Annotated in this window: 19 protein-coding genes; 12 read left to right on the top strand and 7 right to left on the bottom strand. The window is 67.6% G+C overall.

What is annotated here, in order from left to right; genetic code table 11:
- Positions 1–17 precede the first annotated feature (17 nt).
- The gene (locus AB1281_RS04210) at positions 18–743 is read left to right on the top strand and encodes an enolase (protein ID WP_430345142.1); all 726 of its coding nucleotides are present in this window, start codon (positions 18–20) and stop codon (positions 741–743) included.
- 72 nt (positions 744–815) lie between these two features.
- Here AB1281_RS04210 and AB1281_RS04205 read toward each other — a convergent pair whose 3' ends face one another.
- Positions 816–1,262: a copper chaperone PCu(A)C gene (locus tag AB1281_RS04205; protein WP_430345141.1), complete on the bottom strand. Its 447-nt coding sequence runs from the start codon at positions 1,260–1,262 to the stop codon at positions 816–818.
- A 34-nt stretch (positions 1,263–1,296) separates the two neighbouring features.
- Here AB1281_RS04205 and AB1281_RS04200 point away from each other — a divergent pair, with 34 nt between their 5' ends.
- The 4 genes from AB1281_RS04200 to AB1281_RS04185 all read left to right on the top strand — a co-directional run bounded on the left by AB1281_RS04200 (position 1,297) and on the right by AB1281_RS04185 (position 5,018).
- Complete coding sequence (locus AB1281_RS04200) at positions 1,297–2,073, top strand: enoyl-CoA hydratase/isomerase family protein (RefSeq protein ID WP_075675051.1); 777 nt, start codon at positions 1,297–1,299, stop codon at positions 2,071–2,073.
- 128 nt (positions 2,074–2,201) lie between these two features.
- Positions 2,202–3,122, top strand: coding sequence for an acyl-CoA thioesterase II (tesB, locus tag AB1281_RS04195; RefSeq protein ID WP_004148214.1), 921 nt, complete (start codon positions 2,202–2,204; stop codon positions 3,120–3,122).
- Between the two features lie 4 nt (positions 3,123–3,126).
- The gene (locus tag AB1281_RS04190) at positions 3,127–3,636 is read left to right on the top strand and encodes a pathogenicity-like protein (protein WP_430345140.1); all 510 of its coding nucleotides are present in this window, start codon (positions 3,127–3,129) and stop codon (positions 3,634–3,636) included.
- 164 nt (positions 3,637–3,800) lie between these two features.
- Entirely contained in the window at positions 3,801–5,018 is a 1,218-nt protein-coding gene (locus AB1281_RS04185; protein ID WP_430345139.1) for an RNA polymerase sigma factor, read from the top strand.
- 51 nt (positions 5,019–5,069) lie between these two features.
- On the opposite strand, the gene AB1281_RS04180 is transcribed toward AB1281_RS04185, so the two are convergent.
- On the bottom strand, positions 5,070–5,630 hold the full coding sequence (locus tag AB1281_RS04180) for an EF-hand domain-containing protein (RefSeq protein ID WP_014036369.1): 561 nt from the start codon (positions 5,628–5,630) through the stop codon (positions 5,070–5,072).
- A gap of 156 nt (positions 5,631–5,786) precedes the next feature.
- Here AB1281_RS04180 and AB1281_RS04175 point away from each other — a divergent pair, with 156 nt between their 5' ends.
- Together AB1281_RS04175 and AB1281_RS04170 are read left to right on the top strand one after the other, a co-directional pair.
- Positions 5,787–6,542: an arginyltransferase gene (locus AB1281_RS04175; RefSeq protein WP_430345138.1), complete on the top strand. Its 756-nt coding sequence runs from the start codon at positions 5,787–5,789 to the stop codon at positions 6,540–6,542.
- A 38-nt stretch (positions 6,543–6,580) separates the two neighbouring features.
- Positions 6,581–7,789: an endonuclease/exonuclease/phosphatase family protein gene (locus AB1281_RS04170; RefSeq protein WP_430345137.1), complete on the top strand. Its 1,209-nt coding sequence runs from the start codon at positions 6,581–6,583 to the stop codon at positions 7,787–7,789.
- Between the two features lie 146 nt (positions 7,790–7,935).
- Here AB1281_RS04170 and purT read toward each other — a convergent pair whose 3' ends face one another.
- The gene (gene purT, locus AB1281_RS04165; protein WP_180847399.1) at positions 7,936–9,123 is read right to left on the bottom strand and encodes a formate-dependent phosphoribosylglycinamide formyltransferase; all 1,188 of its coding nucleotides are present in this window, start codon (positions 9,121–9,123) and stop codon (positions 7,936–7,938) included.
- A gap of 137 nt (positions 9,124–9,260) precedes the next feature.
- Between purT and AB1281_RS04160 the strand changes: the two genes are divergently transcribed.
- Genes AB1281_RS04160 through AB1281_RS04140 form a run of 5 tightly spaced genes read left to right on the top strand, consistent with a single transcriptional unit; the run spans position 9,261 to position 11,959 of the window.
- Positions 9,261–10,142 carry an SPFH domain-containing protein gene (locus tag AB1281_RS04160; RefSeq protein WP_075675054.1) on the top strand — a complete coding sequence of 294 codons (882 nt, stop codon included), beginning with the start codon at positions 9,261–9,263 and terminating at the stop codon, positions 10,140–10,142.
- 45 nt (positions 10,143–10,187) lie between these two features.
- Positions 10,188–10,367 carry a hypothetical protein gene (locus tag AB1281_RS04155; RefSeq protein WP_014036364.1) on the top strand — a complete coding sequence of 60 codons (180 nt, stop codon included), beginning with the start codon at positions 10,188–10,190 and terminating at the stop codon, positions 10,365–10,367.
- Positions 10,364–10,543, top strand: coding sequence for a DUF4177 domain-containing protein (locus tag AB1281_RS04150; protein WP_075675055.1), 180 nt, complete (start codon positions 10,364–10,366; stop codon positions 10,541–10,543). The genes AB1281_RS04155 and AB1281_RS04150 overlap by 4 nt, the downstream gene beginning before the upstream one ends.
- A 3-nt stretch (positions 10,544–10,546) precedes the next feature.
- Positions 10,547–11,140 (top strand): PH domain-containing protein, encoded by a 594-nt coding sequence (locus AB1281_RS04145; RefSeq protein ID WP_430345136.1) that lies wholly within the window; start codon positions 10,547–10,549, stop codon positions 11,138–11,140.
- A gap of 9 nt (positions 11,141–11,149) precedes the next feature.
- Complete coding sequence (locus tag AB1281_RS04140) at positions 11,150–11,959, top strand: M15 family metallopeptidase (RefSeq protein ID WP_430345135.1); 810 nt, start codon at positions 11,150–11,152, stop codon at positions 11,957–11,959.
- Positions 11,960–12,470: 511 nt separating this feature from the next.
- On the opposite strand, the gene AB1281_RS04135 is transcribed toward AB1281_RS04140, so the two are convergent.
- The 4 genes from AB1281_RS04135 to AB1281_RS04120 all read right to left on the bottom strand — a co-directional run bounded on the left by AB1281_RS04135 (position 12,471) and on the right by AB1281_RS04120 (position 16,092).
- Positions 12,471–12,842, bottom strand: coding sequence for a DUF423 domain-containing protein (locus AB1281_RS04135; RefSeq protein WP_049443743.1), 372 nt, complete (start codon positions 12,840–12,842; stop codon positions 12,471–12,473).
- Between the two features lie 104 nt (positions 12,843–12,946).
- Positions 12,947–14,020, bottom strand: coding sequence for an SRPBCC family protein (locus AB1281_RS04130; protein WP_014036359.1), 1,074 nt, complete (start codon positions 14,018–14,020; stop codon positions 12,947–12,949).
- 234 nt (positions 14,021–14,254) lie between these two features.
- Complete coding sequence (locus AB1281_RS04125) at positions 14,255–14,896, bottom strand: response regulator (RefSeq protein WP_006424175.1); 642 nt, start codon at positions 14,894–14,896, stop codon at positions 14,255–14,257.
- Positions 14,896–16,092, bottom strand: coding sequence for a sensor histidine kinase (locus AB1281_RS04120; protein WP_075675059.1), 1,197 nt, complete (start codon positions 16,090–16,092; stop codon positions 14,896–14,898). The genes AB1281_RS04125 and AB1281_RS04120 overlap by 1 nt, the downstream gene beginning before the upstream one ends.
- Positions 16,093–16,117: the final 25 nt, after the last annotated feature.

The following is a 16,117-nucleotide window of genomic DNA, read 5'->3' as shown; positions in this document are numbered from 1 at the left end:
CAATTCAAAGGACTGACATGATCCACCAGACTGAACTGAGCGACCTGCTGCCCGGCATGGTCCCCTTCCCCACCGACGTCTTCCCCGCCGACCAGGCCTGGCTCGGCCAGCACCTGCTGCCGCTGCTGAAGATCGACCTGGGTGTGCTGCGCCCGGAACTGGCCGGCCAGGTGGCGACGATGCTGTGCCCGATCGAGCCCTACGACGGCTGCATCGGCGAGAGCACCGAAGAACACCACAACGATTTCACCGGCACCAACTGGATCGCCTTCGAACTGACCGCCGGCAACGAGATGCGCTTCCTCGGCAACGAGGGCTATTTCATCGGCGACGCGGTGCAGGACAAGGACGCGCAGGAGCACATCGCGCAGATGCGCGAGAGCTACGCCAAGGCACGCGACTACCACGCCACGCATGGCCGCCTCGCCTGCTACTCGCGCTACGGCAAGGGTGAAGCCAGCGAGCGCGATTACCTGGATACGCTGGGCGGACAGATTTCCTGCGGCAACTGGATCGAGACGGCTGACATCCCGAACGCCTTCACCCTGGAATTCACCGACGCCGCCAACGACCGGCATGCACCGGACGATGCGGAGCTGGCAATCATCCGCCGCGATGGCAACGCGTTCTTCGCGGTGGCCGAAGTGGCCGGCTACAACTGGTGCGCCACCGGCGCCGATGCGATCGTGATGCTGTACGAGCCGGAAAGCCGCACGGTGCTGTTCTCGTACGACTGGACGTAAGCCCCCGTGGTCGTGCCGGCCGCTGGCCGGCATACCCGGTGTCGCCGGCCAGCGGCCGGCACTACCATCCCGCTACGGCGCAGCCTTGCGCACGGTCAGCGTCGCACTCACTTCGCCACCGCCTTCCAGCTGCAGCCGCAGTGGCAGCGCCTGCCCGTCCTTCAATGCGCTCTTGCCCTGCATCAGCATCAGGTGCAGGCCGCCGGGTTTGAGCTCGGCACGCGCGCCCGGTGCCAGCGGCAGGCGCTCGATCGCGCGCATCCGGCTGACCCCGTCAGTGATGGTGGTCTCGTGCAGCGACACATCATCGAAGCTGCTGCTGGCCGCGCCGGTGATCGCCACTGCCTTGCTGCAGCCGTTGTGGATCACGCCGTAGCCGGCGGTCATCGGCATCGCCGGATTCGGTGGCAGCCGCGCCCAGCCCTGCTCCACCGTGACGCAGGCCGGTTCCGCCGCCGAGGCCGATGCTGCGGCCGCACACAGAACCCACAGTACGCCAACGAATGGTTTGGTTATCATCGCCCAGGTTCCTTCTTCGCAACGAGACCGCAGCATGACGACGCTCATCGAGGTGATCAACCATGGCCCCATCCGCGAACTGCGCCTGGCGCGGCCGCCGGTCAACGCACTGGACACCGAACTGTGCCGGCAGTTGATCCATGCCATCGAGCTGGCCATGGCCGAAGACGCGCACGGCATCGTGCTGTCGGGCAGCGAGCGCATCTTCACCGGCGGCATGGACGTGCCGCACCTGCTCTCGCATGGCGATGACAAGCACAAGCTGCTGGACACCTGGAACGCCTTCTTTGGCGCCGTGCGCACGCTGGCCGAGAGCCGCATCCCGGTGGTCGCGGCGATCACCGGCCACGCCCCGGCCGGCGGCTGCGTGCTGGCGCTGTGCTGCGATTACCGGGTGATGGCGCGCAGCGCCGATCCGTCGCGGCCGTATGCCATCGGCCTGAACGAGGTGCAGGTGGGCCTGATCGCGCCGGAGGGCATCCAGCGCCTGCTGCGCCGTGCGGTGGGCGTGCACCGCGCCGGCGTCCTGCTGACCACCGGTTCGCTGGTACCGGCCGAACAGGCGGTGCAGATCGGCCTGGTGGATGAGCTGGCCGATGGCGATCTGGTGGTGGCGCGTGCCGTGGCCTGGCTGCAGAACCTGCTGAAGCAGCCACGGCAGCCGATGCTGCTGACCCGCGCGATTGCCCGTGCGGACCTGCACGTGGCGCTGCAGCCGGACCTGATCCAGCTCGACCGTTTCGTCGAGGCCTGGTTCGCCCCGGATGCGCAGAACGCCCTGCAGGCGCTGGTGGCCCGCCTCGGCAAGTAACCGGTAGTGCCGGCCGCTGGCCGGCATCCGCAGGCGCCCCAGGAGGATCATGAGGTTGCCGGCCAGCGGCCGGCACTACCGATGATGGGCCGGGCTGCACCGGTATAATCAGGCCCACTTTCACTGCAGTGGCCGCCCCCTTGAACGACACGCCCGAACCCGTCGTCTCCGAGCTGATCGACCTGCTCACGCTGGAGCGGCTGGAGGACAACCTGTTCCGCGGGCAGAGCCGCGACATCGGCACCAAGTACGTGTTCGGCGGGCAGGTGCTGGGCCAGGCGCTGGCTGCGGCACAGGCCACGGTCGACAACGGCCGCCACGTGCACTCGCTGCACGCCTACTTCCTGCGCGCCGGCAACATCGACCACCCGATCGTCTACGACGTGGACCGCACCCGTGACGGCGGCAGCTTCTCGGTGCGCCGGGTCACCGCGATCCAGCACGGCAAGGTGATCTTCTTCTGCGCGGCCTCGTTCCAGCAGGCCGAGACCGGCGCCGAGCACCAGCACAAGATGCCCGAAGTGCCGCAGCCGGAAGACATCGAACCGAACCGGCCGCTGCCGGCCGAAGTCCTGGAACGCCTGCCGATCAAGGTGCAGCGCTGGCTGTCGCGCGGCGGCCCGTTCGAATTCCGCCACGTCTACCCGCGTGATGAACTCAACCCGCCCAAGCGCCCGCCGTACCACCAGGTGTGGCTGCGCCTGAGCGAGCCGGTCGGCGATGCCCCGGAGCTGCACCAGGCGCTGCTGGCCTATGCCTCCGACTTCCACCTGCTGGGCACTGCCACGTTCCCGCACGGCATCAGCTACTACCACCCGCACGTGCAGATGGCCTCGCTCGACCACGCCATCTGGTTCCACCGCCCGTTCCGCGCCGACGACTGGCTGCTGTACTCGCTGGACAGCCCCAGCGCGCAGGATTCGCGCGGCCTGGCCCGCGGCCAGTTCTTCACCCGCAACGGCGTGCTGGTGGCCAGCACCGCGCAGGAAGGCCTGATCCGCGTGGTTCCCGACCAGGCAGCGGCCGCCGCCGTACCGGCGAAGGATTGATCCCATGCGCCAGATCTTCAGCAGCCAGCGCGTGGAAACCGTCGAAGGCGTGGCCGCGCTCCTGCGCGGGCATGGCATCGACGTCAAGGTGACCAATGGGCGCTCGTACAAGACCCGCCGCCGCGGCCAGTTCAGCTATACCGACCTCGGCAATGCCAATGCTTACCCGGCGGTGTGGATCGTGCGCGCCGACGACCAGCCGCGCGCGCGCGAAATCCTGCGTGAGGCGCGCCTGCTCGACACCACCCGCCGCGACCATCCGACCGCCGAATTCGCCTTCCGCGACGCACCGGAACAGGGCAGCGGTGGTCGCAGCTGGGCCTGGCGCATCCGCATCGCCCTGCTGGTGGTGATCGCCGGCGTGGCACTGGTGATCGGCCTGCGCCATCGCGGCGCCCCGGCGCCGGTCACACCGGCCCCTGCCCCGCAGGCCCAGCCGCAGCAGACGCAACCGGCTCCGCAGGCGGCACCGGAAGAGGAAGAAGTCCGGGTCCGCATCCAGCCCTCGAAATGACGCCCGGGTAGTGCCGGCCGCTGGCCGGCAGCCGCAAAAAGGGGACGGAGGGGATTAAGTCGTTTGTGCCACAAACGACTTAATCCCCTCCGTCCCCTTTTTTCTGGTCACACTTCGCGCGCGGCTCCGTCATGGGACACAATCCCAGCAGGAGAGCCGCCGCCATGACGACGTTCGCCGCATCGATCGACCAGACCCTGGAACGCGAACTGCCCGCCGCCGCCAGCGGTTGCCAGCATGCCTACGGCCGCATCGTGCTGGCCTGCCAGAACACGGTCACCGCCATCGCCCTGGCCATCACCCGCGACCGCCAGGCCAGCGAGGACATCGCCCAGGAGGCCTTCATGAAGGGCTGGCAGCAGCTGCACCAGCTGCGCAGCTCGACCAGCTTCCTGCCCTGGCTGCGGCAGATCACCCGCAACCTGGCCCGCGACTGGCTGCGTGCACAACGTGGCCGGCCGCTGACCGGCGAAGCGGCCGAGGTGGCGATGGGCATGGCGGCCGACCCGGCCCCGGGCGCGGCCGACCGCCTGCAACGGGTGGAAGAAGAGATCGCCGCCGAGGACATCATTTCCGCGTTGCCGGCCGACAGCCGCGAAGTCCTGCTGCTGTACTACCGCGAAGGCCAGCGTTCGCAGCAGGTGGCCGACCTGCTGGGGCTCAGTGACGCAGCCGTGCGCAAGCGCCTGTCGCGTGCCCGCGCCCTGGTGCGCGACGGCCTGCTGCAGCGCTTCGGCGAGTTCGCGCGCAGCAGCGCCCCGAGCGCGGCATTCGCCACTGCCGTGGTGTCGATGGTGCTGGTGGCCGCGCCCGGCACGGCCAGTGCTGCGGTGCTGCTCGGCACCGGTGTCGGCATCGGCGGCAGCAAGCTTGGCCTCGGCGGTGCCAGCGTTGCGGGCGGCACTGCGATGGGCTCGCTGACTGCCACGCTGGGCCAGCTGCACGTGCTGCCGGCCGAAAGCTGGGGGGCGGTGATCGGCGGCGTGGTCGGTGGTGCGATCGGCAGCTATCTGGGCGGGCGCTTCCTGATGTCGTACACCGAAACGGCGTCCGAGCGCGCCGATGTGCGCCGGTTCCTCTATCTCAACATCATCACCGGCATGTTCTGGTGCCTGGCGATCCTGCTGGCTGTGATGCTGCAGGCGCCGGTCTGGGCGCAGCTGGCGGTGCTGGCGGTCGGGCTGGTCGTGGTCAACTACCAGTGCCTGGTGCCGCTGCAGCGGGTAATGGCGCCGATGATCGCGCGTGATTCGGCGCGGCGCGGCCGCAGCGGGACCAACTGGAAATACGAGTCCATGTATGGCCGCACCGGCATCATCGCCATGAACCTGATGGTCATCGCGCTGGTGGTGTACTCACTGATGCGCAGCGGCCGCCTGTAACGGACAACGCCGGCAGTGCGCCGGCGTTGTCGTCATTCACTGCGTTGAACCTCAGCGCTGCGGCTTCGGCGCGGCGCCATCGCGCGGACCGCCGTGGCGCGGGCCACCGTGCATCGGGCCCTTGGCCGCATCGAACTCGGCCTTGCTCAGCTGGCCATCCTTGTTGGTGTCGGCGGCAGCGAACCAGGCGTCACGGCGCTGCTTCATGCGCAGCTCGCGGTCGGCCTTGTCCAGGTAGCCGTCCTTGTTGAGATCGAGCTGGTCGAAGCGCGCGGCCAGGCGCGGGTCGGCCTTGGCTTCCTCGCGGCTGATGCGGCCATCCTTGTTGACGTCGAGCTTGGCCCAGCGCTCACCACCGTGGCCACGGCGGCCATGCTGCCAGCGCGGCAGCTCATCGCGCGAGAGCTTGCCGTCCTTGTTCTTGTCCAGCTCGTCGAACTTCGCGGCCAGGCGCGGGTTGGCAGCGGCCTCGCTGCGGTCGATCACGCCGTCGCCGTTGGTGTCCAGCTTGGCCGGGCGCTGCGCCGGCGTGGTCGGGGTGTCGGCCGCCAGCGCGATACCGGAAGCGGAGGTGCCGAGCAGCAGGGCCAGCAGCAGGGGGGTACGGATCATGAGGTCACTCCTGGGGATGGGAACAGCGTCGGGGTGATCACTTCACCCTCGGGGAACAACAACGCCCGGGCGCGACATCGGTTGACGCCGCCGCCAGTTCCATTCATCCGGCGGACAGTCGCCGCCACTGCGACAGGCTGGGGCTATGCTGTGCCCATGGCGATACACGGCGACAGAGACGACGAACTGCGACTTTTCCAGACCGGCGAGCACCCCTGCGGGTACTGGTCGGACCGGGTGGCGCGCGACCTGGTGCTGGACCCGCACGATCGCCGCCTTGGCGGCCTGTACCCGCTGGCGCTGAGCTGGGGCTTCCGCCGCAGCGGCGACCTGGTCTACCGGCCGCATTGCGCGCACTGCCAGGCCTGCGTGGCGGTGCGCATCCCGGTGGCGCGCTTCGCCCCGGATCGCAGCCAACGCCGTTGTGCCGCCCGCAATGACGACCTGGAGGTGCGGATCACCGCCGCCACCGCCCGCGACGACCTGTTCGCGCTGTACCACCGCTACCTCACCCACCGCCACGCCAATGGCGGCATGGACGACCACGGCCCGCACGAGTTCGAGCAGTTCCTGATCGGCAGCTGGTCGCATACCCGTTTCATGGAGATGCGCCTGCCCGGCCGCGACGGCCAGCCCAGCCAGCTGCTGGGGGTGGCGGTGACCGACGTGACCGAGCACGGCCTGTCGGCGGTCTACACCTTCTTCGACCCGGACCACGCCGCGCGCGGGCTGGGCACCTTCGCGATCCTGCAGCAGATCGAGTGGGCCCGCCGCGAGGGCCTGCCGCACGTCTATCTGGGCTATTGGATCCGCGGCCACCAGAAGATGGACTACAAGCGCCGCTTCCATCCGCTGGAGGCCTACGATGGCCGCCGCTGGCACGATTTCGACAAGGATCTGGACGGGCGCTGACGAACCGCTGACACCGGGCCGGGTGCACAATACGGCCCATGAACGCCAAACCCCTGATCCTCGCCCTGGCCCTGCTCTGCGGCGCCACCGCCCCCGCCTTCGCCACGTCCTCCGCGATGACCGAAAAGCCGTCCGGCGCACTGCGCCTGGCCACCTACAACACCTCGCTGTACTCCGATGACGCCGGTGGCCTGATCAAGGAACTGGAAGGCGACAGCGAGCATGCACGCAAGATCGCCGCGGTGCTGCAGCAGGTGCGCCCGGACCTGGTGCTGCTGAACGAATTCGACTTCGACGATGCGCATCGCGCCGCCGACCTGTTCCAGAAGCGCTACCTGGAAGTGGCCCAGCCCGGTGGCGGCAAGCCGCTGCACTTCGCCTACCGCTACCTGGCCCCGGTCAACACCGGCGTGCCCAGCGGCCTGGATCTGGACAACAACGGCGTGGTCGGCGGCGAAGGCCGCAGCCGCGGCAACGATGCGTGGGGCTACGGCCTGCACCCAGGCCAGTACGGCATGCTGGTGCTGTCGCGCTACCCGATCGATGAAGCCAAGGTGCGCAGCTTCCAGCTGCTGAAGTGGAGCGCGATGCCGGGTGCGATCCGTCCGGTCGATCCGCGCACCGGCAAGAGCTTCTACAACGACCACGTGTGGTCGCAGCTGCGGCTGTCGTCGAAGTCGCATTGGGACGTGCCGGTGAAGACCCCGGCCGGCGTGGTGCACGCGCTGGTCTCGCACCCGACCCCGCCGGTGTTCGACGGCCCGGAAAAGCGCAACGCCGCACGCAACCACGACGAACTGCGCCTGTGGCAGGAGTACCTGTCCAAGGGTGACAAGCCGTGGCTGTGCGACGACAAGGGCCAGTGCGGCGGCCTGGCGCAGGACGCGCGCTTCGTGATCCTGGGCGACCTCAACAACGACCCGGTCGACGGCGATGGCCGCCATGAGGCGATCGTCGAACTGATCGAGAACGCCCGCGTGCTGCGCTACCCCACCCCGCGCAGCGTCGGTGGCGAGCAGACCAGCCTGGCCTATGCGGCCAAGGGCATCGAGCGCAAGGGTGCACCGTTCCACGCCACCGGTGATTTCGGCCCGAAGTCCGGCACCATGCGCCTGGACTACGTGCTGCCCTCGACCGGTTTCGAGTACGTCGGCAGCGGCATCTTCTGGCCGGCCAATGAAAGCCCGGAAGCGAAGATCGCCGACGGCAGCGACCACCACCTGGTGTGGGTGGACGTGAAGCCGTAACGCCACACAAAAAGGGGACGGAGGGGATTAAGTCGTTTGTGCCACAAACGACTTAATCCCCTCCGTCCCCTTTTTATGTTGTACCGACCAACGGTCGGTACCCACCGGAATGCGGTAGGCGACGACCGTTGGTCGTCGCTGCTTTTTCAGGGGCGCAGTTCGACGCCGATCGCTTCGGCGGCATCACGCGCGATGGCGCGCGCTTCGTCGATGGTTTCCGCGCGCGCCAGGGTCACGCCCACGCGGCGATGGCCGTGCACGCTCGGCTTGCCGAACAGGCGCACGGCGGTGTCCGGCACCTGCAGGGCGGCGGCGACGTTGTTGAAATACGGCACGCCCTCGCCATGCGCCAGCAGCGCGCACGAGGCCGACGGGCCGCTCTGGCGGATCACCGGGATCGGCAGGCCGAGGATGGCGCGCGCGTGCAGCGCGAACTCGCTCAATTCCTGCGAAACAAGCGTCACCAGGCCGGTGTCGTGCGGGCGCGGCGACACTTCGCTGAACCACACCTCGTCGCCCTTCACGAACAGCTCGACGCCGAACAGGCCCCAGCCACCGAGGTCATCGGTGATCGCACGCGAGATCTCTTCGGCACGCGCCAGCGCCTTGCTCGACATCGGCTGCGGCTGCCAGCTTTCGCGGTAATCGCCGTCCTTCTGCAGATGGCCGATCGGCGCACAGAACGAGGTGCCACCGGCATGGCGCACGGTCAGCAGGGTGATCTCGTAGTCGAAGTCGATGAAGCCTTCGACGATGCAGCGACCGGCACCGGCGCGGCCACCGGTCTGCGCGTAGTCCCATGCCGGGGCGATGTCCGCCTCGCTGCGCAGGGTGCTCTGGCCCTTGCCCGAGGACGACATCACCGGCTTGACCACGCACGGCAGGCCGATGGCGGCCACGGCGGCGCGGTACTCGGCTTCGGTATCGACGAAGCGGTACGGCGAGGTCGGCAGGCCCAGGGTCTCGGCGGCCAGGCGGCGGATGCCTTCGCGGTCCATGGTCAGGCGGGCGGCACGCGCGGTCGGGATCACCCGCAGGCCCTGCTCCTGCTCCAGCTGGACCAGGGTTTCAGTGTGGATGGCCTCGATCTCCGGCACCACCAGGTGCGGCTGCTCCTGGGCGATCAGGGCACGCAGGGCCATCGCATCGAGCATGTCGATCACGTGCGAGCGGTGCGCAACCTGCATGGCCGGGGCGTCGGCATAGCGGTCGGCGGCGATCACTTCCACGCCCAGCCGCTGCAGCTCGATGGCCACCTCCTTGCCGAGTTCGCCCGAGCCCAGCAGCAGCACGCGGGTGGCGGAGGGGGACAACGGAGTTCCAAGCTTGGCCATGGCGGTTCCAGCAGCGATGTGAAGGCGGGTGGGCATTCTAGCTGGCCGGGCACCCCGGCCATGGCATCCGACGAACGGTAGTCGACAGGTGATATCACTTTGATATCTTCCCTTCGAACCCTCAAGGACGTACCGCCATGAAAGAGAAGTCGCTGTCTTCCCTCAACGGCCTCGGCACGCTGGCCGGCGCCCTGCTCGTCGCCCTCGCCGGCGCCGCCCTGTTCGTAATGGGCGTGGCAGCCAAGGCCAGCACCGGCTCGCCCAACCTGCTGCTGATGCTGCTGGGCGCCCTGCTGGTGGCGCTGGGCGTGTTCATCCTGGCCGGCCTGTACACCATCCAGCCCAACCAGGCGGCGGTGCTGAGCCTGTTCGGCAAGTACGTGGGTACCGTGAAGGACAACGGCCTGCGCTGGAACAACCCCTTCTTTGCCAAGCGCCGGGTCAGCCAGCGCGTGCGCAACTTCGAGAGCGGCAAGCTGAAGGTCAACGAGCTGGACGGCAGCCCGATCGAGATCGCCGCGGTGATCGTCTGGCAGGTGGTCGATGCCTCCGAGGCGGTCTACAACGTGGACGACTACGAGAGCTTCGTGCACATCCAGTCCGAATCGGCGCTGCGTGCGATGGCCACCAGCTACCCCTACGACCAGCACGAGGATGGCCAACTGGCCCTGCGCAGCCACGCCAGCGAGATCTCCCAGCACCTGAAGAACGAACTGGCCGAGCGCCTGGCCGATGCCGGCGTGCAGGTGATCGACGCGCGCATCAGCCACCTCGCCTACGCCGCCGAAATCGCCCAGGCGATGCTGCAGCGTCAGCAGGCCAACGCGGTGATCGCCGCACGCACGCGCATCGTGGCCGGTGCGGTCGGCATGGTCGAGATGGCCCTGGCCGAACTGCAGAAGAACGGCGTGGTGCAGCTGGACGAGGAACGCAAGGCGCACATGGTCAGCAACCTGTTGACCGTGCTGTGCTCGGACCGCGGCACCCAGCCGATCGTCAACGCCGGTTCGCTGTACTGAACCACCCTCGCAACGGGGCGCCCCACCGCCCCGCCAGGAGCTTGCATGAGTGAGAAGAAAGCCTACCCGCTGCGCATCAACGCCGACGTCCTGGCCGCCGCGCAGCGCTGGGCTGACGACGAGTTGCGCAGCCTCAATGCGCAGATCGAATACGTGCTGCGCGACGCCCTGCGCAGGGCAGGACGCCTGCCGAAACCCACCCCACCGCCGGAGGACAAGGAATGAGCAAGCGCTGGAGCTACCAGACCATCGAGGTCAAGACGTCCATGATGGGCCTGCTCAAGGCCGAGGACATCCAGAGCGAACTGACCCGCCAGGGCCAACTGGGCTGGGAGCTGGTCAACATCATCATCCCGGCGCCGATGCGCCCGGCGATGCTGGTGTTCAAGAAGGAGGCCTGAGCCATGGGCGCCAGCGACCCGAAACAGTACGAGGTAGCCGAGAGTTCGCCATTGCGCGTGCTGTGGATCGTGCTGCCGCTGCTCGCCGCCTTCGTGGCCTGCCTGTATGCGCAGTTGTACAAGGCACCGGCGACGGCGCCCTGGATCGAAGTAACGCTGTCGCCGCCCTGGTTCCGGATGGGCGGCAGCGCCGCCTGGAGCCTGCTGGTGATTGCAGCGCTCGGCATCGGGCTGGGCGCGGCCTTCTTCCGCCGCCGGGTGGAACTGGCCGGCGGCGTGCTGGACGTGCGCTCGACGATGTACCGCCGGCGCGTGCCGGTCGCACAACTGCGGCTGGACCAGGCCGAGGTGGTCGATCTCAGCCGCGACCGCCGCTATGGCATCCGCTTCAAGACCAACGGCTATTCGATGCCGGGTTTCTACTCCGGCCACTTCCGCCTGCAGGGCGGCGGCAAGGGTTTCGCGCTGGTCACCGACCGTGCACGTGTTCTCGCGCTTCCGGTAAGCGATGGCAGCACGCTGCTGCTCAGCCTGGACCGGCCGCAGGTGCTGCTGGACGCACTGCGCAAGGTGGCCGCGCCGGCGCTGCGGCAGTAAGCTGCGCCGATGCAACGACGCCCGCCCCTGCTGATCAATACCGAGGCCATCGAACTGTGGCCTGCCGACCTGCTGCGCGCGCGCAGCAACCTGGACGCGCGCCTGCTGTCACAGGCGCGTTGGGTGCTGCGGCGCAAGCGCGATGGACGCTACCTGGCGGCCGTACTACCGCACGGCGTGCATTCGATGGTGCCGCGCCTGCCGCGCGAGCCCGGGGTCGAGGACGCACTGGCACTGCTCGACGCCACGGCGGCGCGCCCATTCGGTGCTGCGCTGGAAGAACACTGGCTTCCGCTGGCCGGGCTGCAGCAGCGCCTGCAGCAGCTTGGCCTGGATGTGCAGCGTTATGCCGACGACAGCGGCCTGCCGCTGGAACCGGAACCGTGCCTGCTGCACTTCGCCGGCCGCGACCGCTTCGCCCGCCCGCTCTGGCTGCGCCGCGGCGCCGCGCAGGGCTGGCGACGGATGCGCCTGCACGCCGCGCGGGATGGCATCGCACTGGATGCAATCTCCGGCTTCCGCAGCCATGCCTACCAGCTGGGCATCTTCGAACGGAAACGGGCGCGCGGGCTGAGCGTGGCCGAGATCCTGAAGGTCAATGCCGCGCCAGGTTTCAGTGAACACCACAGCGGCCATGCGCTGGACATCGGCACACCGGGCGATGCCCCGGCCGAAGAATCGTTCGAAGCCACCGACGCCTTCGCGTGGCTGCAGACCCATGCCAGCACGCACGGCTTCCAGCTGAGCTACCCGCGCGACAACCCGCACGGCATCGTCTACGAACCGTGGCACTGGTGCTGGAGACCGGCCAACGGCTGAGCCCCTCGTGACGGCTGCACGGCGAAATTCATGGAGCTGTCCGGGCGGGTAGGCTGGGCAGGGGACGCCGTGAATCCGTCCCTGGAGGCTTAGCCGCGCCATCCATGGCGCGGATACCCCTGCCCAGCCCACCCGCCCGGCCTCTGACAGTTTCCGCGTGCGTCCGCCACCGAATAGAACAAGAGAGCAAAGACAAAAGCGGGTCGCTTCGCTCGAAGCCTCTACAACGGATCAGCGTGCAGCTGTTGGGTCCGCCTTCAAGCGAGCCGAGCACCGCAGGCCCGGCGAGGGCGAAGAGGTGCTTGCGATTCTGTAGAGCCGAGCCATGCTCGGCTGCTCTCCGCACCGTCCCTCGACGGACCGAGGAGCACAGGGTACCGGTGCGCAGCATCGGCTCGCGGCCGGCGGCGCGTTTCTTTTGGTTACTTTTCTTTTCGCGCGAAAAGAAAAGTAACGCCCCTGAACGCTGCAGATCGCATCAGCATGGATTGAAGCGACAATGTCGACTCAGTTATCGCCTCAGCGCATTGATCGCCAGCAACACCCAGCCGGCCATCATGCTGGTGCCACCGATCGGCGCCATCCGCGTCGGCCACTGCCACAGCGCCCCGCCCACCAGGCTGCCGGAAAACAGCAGCACGCCCAGCAGCAGCACGTACAGCGCCAGGTGCGCGATCGCCCCGTGCGCGCGCGGACCAAGCGCCACCAGTACCGCACCATGCGCGAACGCATACAGCGCCGCCATGTTCAGATGCTGCTGCGCCAGCGGATCGGCCACGCCATGCGATGCATAGGCAGACAGGCCGATCGAGGCAGCGGCCAGCAGCGCACCCAGGCAGGCCAACAGGGACGGCTTACGCGCACGACGTTCGAGATTGAACATGAGGGCTCCTTGCGCAGCGCCCCTTGCCGGGCGCCAGATCAAAAAAAACGCGCCGCAATGAGCGGCGCGTTTTCGTGTCCAACACTACATGGGTCAGCCGAGGCTTACTTGACGGCCCAGTAGATGTCGTAGGTCGCTTCCGGGGTGAACGACTTGTCGATGCCGTCCTTCCAGGTTTCGTACGGGCGGTCGATGACTTCGTTGCCCGAGGTCACGGCCCAGGCGCGCAGGCCGTTGCGGGCCACGTCCAGACCCGCCATGTGGCCGGTGTAGGCCGCATGCGCCGAACGGTGCGGAGCAACGTGCACGTACTTGACCGGAGCGCCGCCGTCGATCTTGACGGTCAGCTCGTCGGCAGCAGCACCTTCAGCACCCTTCTTCTTCACCGGCTGGGCGATGTCGAAGGCGTACTTCTCCTGGCCGAAGTCGGTGGTGATGATGCGGAACGGACCGGCGGCTTCAAGGCCATTGGCCTCCATCACGCGCTTGATCCACTCCTGGTTGTCCTTGATGGACTTGGTGATGGTGTCCTGGCCGCGGTCCACGTTGCCGGCGTTGACGACCAGCAGGTTCTCGGCCGGCACTTCAACGATGGCCAGATCGGTCAGCGGGGCTTCCGGCGTGCGGTAGTCGACGTTCGGGACGCTGGCGAGCATGTTGGCCATGCGCGACAGGCCCATCTTGATGTCGTCGCCGATCTGGCGGCTGACATACAGGCCTGCGTAACGGCCGAACAGGTCGAAGCCGTACTTCACCGAGTAGTCCTGGGTGATCTTGACGTTGCGACCGCCCTTGCCGGTCGGCTCCAGGCTGAAGGTGGTGACCTTGTCGTGACCCTTGGTGGCGTCTTCGATGGCGATCACAACACGCTTGTTCTCTTCGGCTTCGGTGATCTTCCAGGAGCCGGTGCCCAGGTCCTTGGAGGTGAAGTCGAGGGTGGCACCGGTACCGGAGGCCGGGCCGGACAGCTTCAGTTCAACGGCGGGATCGCGCAGTACCAGCGGGTTCCAGTCCTTGAAGCGGCGCAGGCTGCTGACCGTGTCGTACACGATCGTCATCTTGCGGTTGGTCTCGATGCTTTCGGTGATGTGACGCTCGCCCGGCAGACATACGCCAATGATGACGAACAGGCCAGCCACGATCCCCAAGGCGATCAGGAACTCGATAATACGGGTCATTCAGAGAGTCTCCGGGGCCGATCCCACGGCCGGGTTGATTGAAGCGAAGCGCCAATCCTAGCAGGCTTCGCGGGCATTGTTTATCGGGATTGGCGCACCGGTTTCCCTGCCGGCTGCGTATTTGTATGGACAAAGAATTCGAAGGGTAACGCATACCGCTACCCGGCAAGTAGGGGGCAACCTTGGCGGAAACCCCCGACCACCATCCAAGTCGTTGTACTTGAACGATTTTCCTCAGACCAGCTGGAGTTCGAACGCCTTCAGTACGGCGCGCGTACGGTCGCGCACGCCCAGCTTGGAAAGGATGTTGGACACATGGTTCTTGATGGTGCCTTCGGCCACGCCCAGCGAATTGGCGATCTCCTTGTTGGAGAAGCCACTGGCCATCAGCCGCAGGATCTCGGTCTCGCGGTCGGTCAGCGGGTCCGGGCGGTCCAGGCTGACGAACTCGTTGCGCATGTGCTCCAGGCCGGACAGCAGGCGCTGGGTCACCGCCGGCTGCACCAGCGAACCGCCGTCGGCCACGGTGCGGATGGCACCGACCAGCTGCGCCAGGGTGACATCCTTGAGCAGGTAGCCCTTGGCACCGGCCTTGAGCCCGGCCAGCACCAGCTGGTCATCGTCGAAAGTGGTGAGGATGATGGTCGGCGGCAGCTGTTCCTGGCGCGACAGCACCTGCAGTGCCTCCAGACCGGACATCACCGGCATGCGCATGTCCATCAGCACCACGTCGGGGCGCACCTGCGGTATCAGCTCGACCGCCTGCCGGCCGTCGCCGGCCTCGGCCACCACCTCGATGCCGTCGTCGAGCGCCAGCAGGGAGCGGATTCCCTGCCGCACCAGGGTTTGGTCGTCGACCAGGCAGACGCGAATCATCAACGCACTCCTTCAGGAACCTTGGTAAGGGCCGCCACCAGCACCGTTGCCGGCACCGTCGCCCGCAGCCGGAAGCCTTCACCGGGACGGGTTTCGATCTGCAGCTGGCCACCACATTGTTGCAGGCGCTCGCGCATGCCGCGCAAGCCATTACCCACATTGACCATATCCGCGCCGACGCCGTCGTCGCGGGCCTCCACCACCACCCGGTCGGGGGCTTCACGGTACACCTTGATCCACAGGTGGCGGGCGCCGGCGTGGCGCACCGCGTTGGTGATGATCTCCTGGGTACAGCGCAGCAGCACGTGGGCCCGCTGCGGGTCCTCCACGTTCAGCGGATCCTCGATCTCCAGCTGGATGTCCAGCGAGGGCACGTTCTCGGTCAGCGGGCGCAGCGCCGCGGCCAGATCGATGGCACCGGTCTCGCGCAGCTGGCTGACCACCTCGCGTACGTTGCCCAGCAGCAGCTTGGCCAACGCGTGCGAGCGCTTCACGTGATCCAGCGCCTGGCCCTCGGCCAGGTGGCCAGCGACCTCCAGGTTCAGGGTCAGCGCGGTCAGCTGGTGGCCCAGCAGGTCATGCAGCTCGCGCGAAATGCGGGTGCGTTCGTTGACCCGCGCGCTCTCGGCCAGCAGGGCACGGGTGGCCCGCAGTTCCGAATTGAGCCGGCGCTGCTCGTCGCGGGCCTCGGTCTGCTGCCGCGCGACCAGGCTGGTCACGAAGATGAACATGGAAAAGCCGCCGTACAGCAGCGACTGCATCACCGCTTCGAACAGCGGGAAGCGCAGCAGCATGTAGTAGACCGGCGCCACCGCCAGCTGGCTGACCAGCAGCCACAGCACCCCCAGCCGTACCGACAGCATCCACGGGATGACCCCGGCCGCCACCATCATCAGGATGCTGCCCAGGCCCGAGCCGCTGAGGAAGCTGACCCCCAGCGCCGACACCGTCAGCAACAGCAGCAGGCCGCGGTCCAGCCAGCTGGTGTGGCTGTCGCTGCGCAGGATGCGGGTCAACCAGTAGTAGGCCGTGCCGAAGGACAGATAGGCGACGAACAGCAGGATGGCCCAGCCGCCCATGTCACCGCGACTGTGCAGGTTCTCGAACTGCGAGTACGCCAGGGGCAGGCCGACCATGACCCAGGTGAACAGGCCGGCCAGGCGGAGGACGCGGGTATGGCTGAGGACTCCCAACATGCCAGCACTCTACGGGCCGCGCCTG

Source organism: Stenotrophomonas sp. NRRL B-14846, assembly GCF_050473585.1.
Lineage (GTDB): Bacteria > Pseudomonadota > Gammaproteobacteria > Xanthomonadales > Xanthomonadaceae > Stenotrophomonas.
Note: the sequence above shows the minus strand (reverse complement) of the source record. Positions and strands in the feature narration are given on the sequence as shown.

Excerpts from the sequence above, each read along its gene's own strand:
- AB1281_RS04190 (WP_430345140.1), top strand. The coding sequence starts at position 3,127 with ATGCGCCAGATCTTCAGCAGCCAGCGCGTGGAAACCGTCGAAGGCGTG.
- AB1281_RS04185 (WP_430345139.1), top strand. The coding sequence starts at position 3,801 with ATGACGACGTTCGCCGCATCGATCGACCAGACCCTGGAACGCGAACTG.
- AB1281_RS04155 (WP_014036364.1), top strand. The coding sequence starts at position 10,188 with ATGAGTGAGAAGAAAGCCTACCCGCTGCGCATCAACGCCGACGTCCTG.
- purT (WP_180847399.1), bottom strand. The coding sequence starts at position 9,123 with ATGGCCAAGCTTGGAACTCCGTTGTCCCCCTCCGCCACCCGCGTGCTG.
- AB1281_RS04145 (WP_430345136.1), top strand. The coding sequence starts at position 10,547 with ATGGGCGCCAGCGACCCGAAACAGTACGAGGTAGCCGAGAGTTCGCCA.
- AB1281_RS04160 (WP_075675054.1), top strand. The coding sequence starts at position 9,261 with ATGAAAGAGAAGTCGCTGTCTTCCCTCAACGGCCTCGGCACGCTGGCC.
- AB1281_RS04125 (WP_006424175.1), bottom strand. The coding sequence starts at position 14,896 with ATGATTCGCGTCTGCCTGGTCGACGACCAAACCCTGGTGCGGCAGGGA.
- AB1281_RS04175 (WP_430345138.1), top strand. The coding sequence starts at position 5,787 with ATGGCGATACACGGCGACAGAGACGACGAACTGCGACTTTTCCAGACC.
- AB1281_RS04150 (WP_075675055.1), top strand. The coding sequence starts at position 10,364 with ATGAGCAAGCGCTGGAGCTACCAGACCATCGAGGTCAAGACGTCCATG.
- AB1281_RS04135 (WP_049443743.1), bottom strand. The coding sequence starts at position 12,842 with ATGTTCAATCTCGAACGTCGTGCGCGTAAGCCGTCCCTGTTGGCCTGC.
- AB1281_RS04180 (WP_014036369.1), bottom strand. The coding sequence starts at position 5,630 with ATGATCCGTACCCCCCTGCTGCTGGCCCTGCTGCTCGGCACCTCCGCT.
- AB1281_RS04200 (WP_075675051.1), top strand. The coding sequence starts at position 1,297 with ATGACGACGCTCATCGAGGTGATCAACCATGGCCCCATCCGCGAACTG.
- AB1281_RS04170 (WP_430345137.1), top strand. The coding sequence starts at position 6,581 with ATGAACGCCAAACCCCTGATCCTCGCCCTGGCCCTGCTCTGCGGCGCC.
- AB1281_RS04140 (WP_430345135.1), top strand. The coding sequence starts at position 11,150 with ATGCAACGACGCCCGCCCCTGCTGATCAATACCGAGGCCATCGAACTG.
- AB1281_RS04130 (WP_014036359.1), bottom strand. The coding sequence starts at position 14,020 with ATGACCCGTATTATCGAGTTCCTGATCGCCTTGGGGATCGTGGCTGGC.
- AB1281_RS04210 (WP_430345142.1), top strand. The coding sequence starts at position 18 with ATGATCCACCAGACTGAACTGAGCGACCTGCTGCCCGGCATGGTCCCC.
- AB1281_RS04205 (WP_430345141.1), bottom strand. The coding sequence starts at position 1,262 with ATGATAACCAAACCATTCGTTGGCGTACTGTGGGTTCTGTGTGCGGCC.
- AB1281_RS04120 (WP_075675059.1), bottom strand. The coding sequence starts at position 16,092 with ATGTTGGGAGTCCTCAGCCATACCCGCGTCCTCCGCCTGGCCGGCCTG.